8 protein-coding genes and 2 pseudogenes are annotated in these 6,653 nt (G+C 38.4%); 4 read left to right on the forward strand and 6 right to left on the reverse strand.

Features of this window, described 5'->3' with window-relative positions; genetic code table 11:
• Nucleotides 1–99: 99 nt before the first annotated feature.
• Nucleotides 100–495: pseudogene (locus PSF16_RS16055) on the reverse strand (helix-turn-helix domain-containing protein); the annotation flags it as partial.
• Nucleotides 496–582: 87 nt separating this feature from the next.
• Between PSF16_RS16055 and tetC the strand changes: the two are divergent.
• Entirely contained in the window at nt 583–1,176 is a 594-nt protein-coding gene (tetC, locus tag PSF16_RS16060; protein WP_000428546.1) for a tetracyline resistance-associated transcriptional repressor TetC, read from the forward strand.
• A 112-nt stretch (nt 1,177–1,288) separates the two neighbouring features.
• Here the strand turns inward: tetC and tet(B) are convergent, their stop codons facing one another.
• Nucleotides 1,289–2,494, reverse strand: a complete 1,206-nt coding sequence (tet(B), locus tag PSF16_RS16065) for a tetracycline efflux MFS transporter Tet(B) (RefSeq protein ID WP_001089072.1) — start codon at nt 2,492–2,494, stop codon at nt 1,289–1,291.
• 81 nt (nt 2,495–2,575) lie between these two features.
• On the opposite strand from tet(B), the gene tetR(B) reads away from it, so the two are divergent.
• Nucleotides 2,576–3,199, forward strand: coding sequence for a tetracycline resistance transcriptional repressor TetR(B) (gene tetR(B), locus PSF16_RS16070; RefSeq protein WP_000088605.1), 624 nt, complete (start codon nt 2,576–2,578; stop codon nt 3,197–3,199).
• Here the strand turns inward: tetR(B) and PSF16_RS16075 are convergent.
• Genes PSF16_RS16075 through PSF16_RS16085 form a run of 3 tightly spaced genes read right to left on the reverse strand, consistent with a single transcriptional unit; the run spans nt 3,177 to nt 4,570 of the window.
• Nucleotides 3,177–3,863: an ArsR/SmtB family transcription factor gene (locus PSF16_RS16075; protein WP_001284954.1), complete on the reverse strand. Its 687-nt coding sequence runs from the start codon at nt 3,861–3,863 to the stop codon at nt 3,177–3,179. The two genes, tetR(B) and PSF16_RS16075, sit on opposite strands and share 23 nt — an antisense overlap.
• 7 nt (nt 3,864–3,870) lie before the next feature.
• A complete protein-coding gene (locus PSF16_RS16080) occupies nt 3,871–4,257 on the reverse strand; it encodes a hypothetical protein (RefSeq protein WP_000460651.1) in 387 nt (128 codons plus the stop codon).
• Nucleotides 4,250–4,570 (reverse strand): antibiotic biosynthesis monooxygenase family protein, encoded by a 321-nt coding sequence (locus PSF16_RS16085; protein ID WP_000562370.1) that lies wholly within the window; start codon nt 4,568–4,570, stop codon nt 4,250–4,252. The genes PSF16_RS16080 and PSF16_RS16085 overlap by 8 nt, the downstream gene beginning before the upstream one ends.
• A 443-nt stretch (nt 4,571–5,013) precedes the next feature.
• Here PSF16_RS16085 and gltS point away from each other — a divergent pair, with 443 nt between their 5' ends.
• Together gltS and PSF16_RS16095 are read left to right on the forward strand one after the other, a co-directional pair.
• On the forward strand, nt 5,014–6,219 hold the full coding sequence (gene gltS / locus PSF16_RS16090) for a sodium/glutamate symporter (protein ID WP_000599533.1): 1,206 nt from the start codon (nt 5,014–5,016) through the stop codon (nt 6,217–6,219).
• Nucleotides 6,220–6,449: 230 nt separating this feature from the next.
• A pseudogene (locus PSF16_RS16095) lies at nt 6,450–6,569 on the forward strand (LysR family transcriptional regulator); the annotation flags it as partial.
• A gap of 15 nt (nt 6,570–6,584) precedes the next feature.
• On the opposite strand, the gene PSF16_RS16100 reads toward PSF16_RS16095, so the two are convergent.
• Nucleotides 6,585–6,653, reverse strand: a 69-nt coding sequence (locus PSF16_RS16100) for a hypothetical protein (RefSeq protein ID WP_227393415.1), incomplete at its 5' end; no start/stop codon positions are given.

Consider the following 6,653-nt stretch of genomic DNA (forward strand, 5'->3'; position numbering starts at 1 on the left):
TTACTCGTGGCTGCAACCCTACTAGCTCAAAATTTATTCACACATGGTTACGCTTTGGGGAAATTATGAGGGGATCTCTCAGTGCATTGCCTCCAATTCCCATAATTTATTACGCCGATAATAACTTGGTGTAACCTTAAAAATGTACTTAAATCGACGTGTAAAAGATTGTTGGGAATCAAATTGATATTTTAATGCGATCTCAAGGATAGTTTTTTTCGTCAACCTCAACTCAACAGCCGCTTTCGTCAAACGACGAGCACGAATATAGCTAGCCAGTGTGACCCCTGTTACTTTTTTGAACAGCCGCTGAAAATACCACTTGGTATAACCCGCTTTATTCGCCACATCATCAAGCAGTAAAGACTGATCTAAATTATGTTCAATCCATAATAGAACATCTTTGATAACCGTTGTATGAAACTGCTTATCATCATATCTTAATTGGATGTTATTAGCTTTATTTTGATAGCGAGAATGCTGTTCAATATACATAAAATAACCTAAATGTTCTTAAGATTGTCACGACCACATCATCATGATACCATAAACATACTGACGGTATGTTATTTTAAATCTATCATGGAAAATAAAAATCATCAACAAGAAAATTTTAAGAGTACCTATCAATCACTGGTTAACTCAGCACGAATATTGTTTGTTGAAAAAGGCTATCAAGCTGTTTCAATAGATGAGATCTCGGGAAAAGCGTTGGTGACCAAAGGTGCCTTTTATCATCACTTTAAAAATAAAAAACAATTACTCAGTGCCTGTTATAAGCAGCAATTAATTATGATTGATGCCTACATCACAACAAAAACTGATTTAACAAATGGTTGGTCTGCCTTAGAAAGTATATTTGAACATTATCTTGATTATATTATTGATAATAATAAAAACCTTATCCCTATCCAAGAAGTGATGCCTATCATTGGTTGGAATGAACTTGAAAAAATTAGCCTTGAATACATTACTGGTAAGGTAAACGCCATTGTCAGCAAATTGATCCAAGAGAACCAACTTAAAGCTTATGATGATGATGTGCTTAAAAACTTACTCAATGGCTGGTTTATGCATATCGCAATACATGCGAAAAACCTAAAAGAGCTTGCCGATAAAAAAGGCCAATTTATTGCTATTTACCGCGGCTTTTTATTGAGCTTGAAAGATAAATAAAATAGATAGGTTTTATTTGAAGCTAAATCTTCTTTATCGTAAAAAATGCCCTCTTGGGTTATCAAGAGGGTCATTATATTTCGCGGAATAACATCATTTGGTGACGAAATAACTAAGCACTTGTCTCCTGTTTACTCCCCTGAGCTTGAGGGGTTAACATGAAGGTCATCGATAGCAGGATAATAATACAGTAAAACGCTAAACCAATAATCCAAATCCAGCCATCCCAAATTGGTAGTGAATGATTATAAATAACAGCAAACAGTAATGGGCCAATAACACCGGTTGCATTGGTAAGGCTCACCAATAATCCCTGTAAAGCACCTTGCTGATGACTCTTTGTTTGGATAGACATCACTCCCTGTAATGCAGGTAAAGCGATCCCACCACCAGCCAATAAAATTAAAACAGGGAAAACTAACCAACCTTCAGATATAAACGCTAAAAAGGCAAATGCACTACTATCTGCAATAAATCCGAGCAGTACTGCCGTTTTTTCGCCCCATTTAGTGGCTATTCTTCCTGCCACAAAGGCTTGGAATACTGAGTGTAAAAGACCAAGACCCGCTAATGAAAAGCCAACCATCATGCTATTCCATCCAAAACGATTTTCGGTAAATAGCACCCACACCGTTGCGGGAATTTGGCCTATCAATTGCGCTGAAAAATAAATAATCAACAAAATGGGCATCGTTTTAAATAAAGTGATGTATACCGAATTCGATTGCGTCTCAACCCCTACTTCGGTATCTGTATTATCACGTGTATTTTTGGTTTCACGGAACCAAAACATAACCACAAGGAAAGTGACAATATTTAGCAACGCAGCGATAAAAAAGGGACTATGCGGTGAAATCTCTCCTGCAAAACCACCAATAATAGGCCCCGCTATTAAACCAAGCCCAAAACTTGCCCCTAACCAACCGAACCACTTCACGCGTTGAGAAGCTGAGGTGGTATCGGCAATGACCGATGCCGCGACAGCCCCAGTAGCTCCTGTGATCCCTGAAAGCAAACGGCCTAAATACAGCATCCAAAGCGCACTTGAAAAAGCCAGCAATAAGTAATCCAGCGATGCGCCTATTAATGACAACAACAGCACTGGGCGCCGACCAAATCGGTCAGACATTTTTCCAAGCCAAGGAGCAAAGATAACCTGCATTAACGCATAAAGTGCAAGCAATACGCCAAAGTGGTTAGCGATATCTTCCGAAGCAATAAATTCACGTAATAACGTTGGCAAGACTGGCATGATAAGGCCAATCCCCATGGCATCGAGTAACGTAATTACCAATGCGATCTTTGTCGAACTATTCATTTCACTTTTCTCTATCACTGATAGGGAGTGGTAAAATAACTCTATCAATGATAGAGTGTCAACAAAAATTAGGAATTAATGATGTCTAGATTAGATAAAAGTAAAGTGATTAACAGCGCATTAGAGCTGCTTAATGAGGTCGGAATCGAAGGTTTAACAACCCGTAAACTCGCCCAGAAGCTAGGTGTAGAGCAGCCTACATTGTATTGGCATGTAAAAAATAAGCGGGCTTTGCTCGACGCCTTAGCCATTGAGATGTTAGATAGGCACCATACTCACTTTTGCCCTTTAGAAGGGGAAAGCTGGCAAGATTTTTTACGTAATAACGCTAAAAGTTTTAGATGTGCTTTACTAAGTCATCGCGATGGAGCAAAAGTACATTTAGGTACACGGCCTACAGAAAAACAGTATGAAACTCTCGAAAATCAATTAGCCTTTTTATGCCAACAAGGTTTTTCACTAGAGAATGCATTATATGCACTCAGCGCTGTGGGGCATTTTACTTTAGGTTGCGTATTGGAAGATCAAGAGCATCAAGTCGCTAAAGAAGAAAGGGAAACACCTACTACTGATAGTATGCCGCCATTATTACGACAAGCTATCGAATTATTTGATCACCAAGGTGCAGAGCCAGCCTTCTTATTCGGCCTTGAATTGATCATATGCGGATTAGAAAAACAACTTAAATGTGAAAGTGGGTCTTAAAAGCAGCATAACCTTTTTCCGTGATGGTAACTTCACGGTAACCAAGATGTCGAGTTAACCACCCTTTAGATTCATAAAGCGAAAATAATGCGGCTCCAACGTACCCACCTAAATGGAAACGGCGTTCACTCCAATCTAAACACGCACAACAGATTTTACGTGAATGTTTGGAAGGAACGTCAATTCCCATTTCATGAAAATATTGAATACCACTTAATGTGATCATTGAACCATTTTCAGTGATCCATTGCTGTTGACAAAGGGAATCATAGATCTTAACGGCAACTTCGCCAGCTAAATGATCATAGCAAGTACGTGCTTTTCGTAAATGCACTGGCGTGGAAACTTTGGCATGTACGCCATGGTTTAAGGAGATCCCCATCATACTTTCCATCAATTCAGCAATATCTTTTCCTGCTAGCCGAAAATAACGATGCTTGCCTTGAGCTACTACTGTGATTAGCTGGCAATCTAATAATTTAGATAAATGACTGCTCGCCGTTGAAGCTGATATATTCGCCACAGAACTTAGCTCAGTGGCCGTCCAAGCTCGCCCATCCATCAAAGCACTGAGTATTTTAACTCGTGAAATGTCAGACATAGCCGCCCCTATCGCGGCTATTGAGGACTCAAAGGTAACCTCTTTTCGTATTAAATTAGCCATCGCAAGTTCACTTTATTGCCCAAGGGAGCGTAACAGATGCAGCCATACTATCATTGTCCGTTATTAATATCAGTTGGTTAGCATGGTCACTGTATTGCACTAAAATATTAATGTTATTCTCCGCCAATACTCGTGCTATTTCGCCAAGTTCCCCCGGTTTTTCCTGTTTTAACTTACGAATTAATGGTGTCCGGATCGCAAGTACTAACAGTCCAGCTTGCTCTAGCGCTATTTTAGCTTCCTTTCCTTGTTCAACAAGAAAATGAGCATGGCATTCATCACCAACCGTAAATATCCCTCCCCCTTCCAATCCAATACCTTTATTACCTAATGTTTTTCCTAGTAATGCTAATTGTCCTATTTGATTATCTAAAACAACGTGAACATCAAACATTATCCTTGTCCTTTTTAAATGAATATTCGCGAGTAATATGAGCAATACTAATTTTGTAAAAATCAAATATTGACTCTCGCCCTTCTTGTTGAGCTTTCGCATGTAAAACATGATTTTTCCATTGCAGAACTGCGTATTCGTTTTCCCACCAAGATAGCGATAACATTTTTCCTTCTGTAGCTAGACTTTGAAAACGTTCAATTGAAATAAAACCAGCTACATGACTTAATAGTGGTCTTAACTCCTCAGCTAAAGTCAAATAGCGAGTTTGTTGGTCGGGTTGTATTTGCACCTCAAATATTACAGCAATCATATTTTTCTCCGTTATTAATCAACAAACAGAGTAATCCACCCGAAAATTAACACTTCGATAAGCAACGAAATATAGAAAGGTCATGCTGCTGTTTTATGTTGTATATCACACTTCTTTAAATTGCTCGGCCTGCGCTTATCATGTTCTCCTTCTCTTATAATTTTGTTTATTATTTATACTTTTTTATTTTTTGCTATCACCGAAAATAGTGCGGATCCCGCATGGTATTTAGGTTTACCCATCATTAAATACCATTGTTGTTATTTTAATCTTTTTAATATTTCATGATTAAGATCACACTAAAATTATGACCCTATTAACTAAAAGTTATGGATACCCTAATAAAACTCATTGTTAAAGATTAGTTAACCAAAGTAACTTCATTTTTCACTATTGTTAAATTGTTATAGTGAAAATTCTGGTAAACTAATAGAGGTAAAAAAATGATCCTAGATGCCAGTTATACATTATTAGTCGCATGTATCGCGCTACTCATAGGAATGTTTGTCGTAAAATTTACCCCGTTCCTACAAAAAAACCACATACCAGAAGCCGTCGTTGGTGGCTTTATTGTTGCAATTGTTCTGTTAATTATTGATAAAACATCAGGTTATTCGTTTACTTTTGATGCTTCATTGCAAAGTTTATTAATGCTCACATTCTTTTCCTCTATCGGGCTAAGTTCTGACTTTTCTCGACTGATTAAAGGAGGAAAGCCGTTAGTTCTATTAACTATTGCAGTAACGATCCTAATCGCCATTCAAAATACTGTCGGCATGAGTATGGCTGTCATGATGAATGAAAGTCCATTTATTGGCTTAATTGCAGGTTCAATTACTCTAACAGGTGGTCATGGTAATGCCGGAGCATGGGGCCCTATTCTCGCTGATAAATATGGTGTAACAGGCGCCGTTGAATTAGCGATGGCTTGTGCAACACTTGGATTAGTGTTGGGTGGTTTAGTTGGCGGCCCTGTTGCCCGTCATCTTTTGAAAAAGGTCTCTATTCCTAAAACAACCGAGCAAGAGCGCGACACTATCGTTGAAGCTTTTGAGCAACCAAGCGTCAAAAGAAAAATCAATGCAAATAACGTTATTGAAACCATTTCAATGCTGATTATCTGTATTGTTGTTGGTGGCTATATCAGTGCATTGTTTAAAGATACTTTTCTGCAACTGCCTACTTTTGTCTGGTGTTTATTTGTCGGTATTATTATCCGTAATACACTGACTCATGTATTTAAACACGAAGTGTTTGAGCCGACCGTCGATGTATTAGGTAGCGTTGCTTTATCGCTTTTCTTGGCAATGGCGTTAATGTCATTAAAATTTGGTCAATTGGCAAGCATGGCAGGGCCAGTATTAATTATCATTGCTGTACAAACTGTTGTCATGGTGCTATTTGCCTGCTTTGTCACCTTCAAAATGATGGGCAAAGATTATGATGCTGTCGTGATCAGCGCGGGTCACTGTGGCTTTGGTATGGGAGCAACACCAACAGCAATTGCGAATATGCAAACAGTCACAAAAGCATTTGGACCATCACATAAAGCTTTCCTTGTCGTTCCTATGGTCGGTGCCTTTATTGTTGATATTTCAAACAGTATCTTAATTAAAATATTTATTGAAATTGGTACATACTTTACCTAATAGCTACACACTACTCGGCGTACTTCTCCTAACAATTTATTATAGGGCAGTATGCCGAGCCGCTTTCTTACCCCGTATATTCCCCTAGTCAATCTATTTAGCTTGCACGTTTACGAATTAATTCTCGTGACAACTAAACCAAAATTTGAATTATGACGAGTATATCTGATTATTTATACTTTATTCGTTAGAATAGTCCGTAGAAATAAATAATCAGTAGGCTACATGGAATGAAATTAAGACATCTCGATATCTTTTATGCTGTAATGACTTGTGGTTCCTTAACGCGTGCGGCTGAAGTTTTACATATTTCTCAACCCGCGGCGAGTAAAGCACTCAAACATGCTGAGCACTGAGAGATCCCCTCATAATTTCCCCAAAACGTAACCATGTGTGAATAGATTTTGAGTAAGCAGGGTTGCAGCCACGAGTGA

This window comes from Providencia sp. PROV033 (genome assembly GCF_028484855.1).
GTDB lineage: Bacteria > Pseudomonadota > Gammaproteobacteria > Enterobacterales > Enterobacteriaceae > Providencia > Providencia alcalifaciens.

Bases quoted from the DNA above. Each gene is read 5' to 3' on its own strand.
- tetC (WP_000428546.1), top strand. From the start codon at position 583: ATGGAAAATAAAAATCATCAACAAGAAAATTTTAAGAGTACCTATCAA.
- PSF16_RS16075 (WP_001284954.1), bottom strand. From the start codon at position 3,863: ATGGCTAATTTAATACGAAAAGAGGTTACCTTTGAGTCCTCAATAGCC.
- PSF16_RS16080 (WP_000460651.1), bottom strand. From the start codon at position 4,257: ATGTTTGATGTTCACGTTGTTTTAGATAATCAAATAGGACAATTAGCA.
- PSF16_RS16085 (WP_000562370.1), bottom strand. From the start codon at position 4,570: ATGATTGCTGTAATATTTGAGGTGCAAATACAACCCGACCAACAAACT.
- gltS (WP_000599533.1), top strand. From the start codon at position 5,014: ATGATCCTAGATGCCAGTTATACATTATTAGTCGCATGTATCGCGCTA.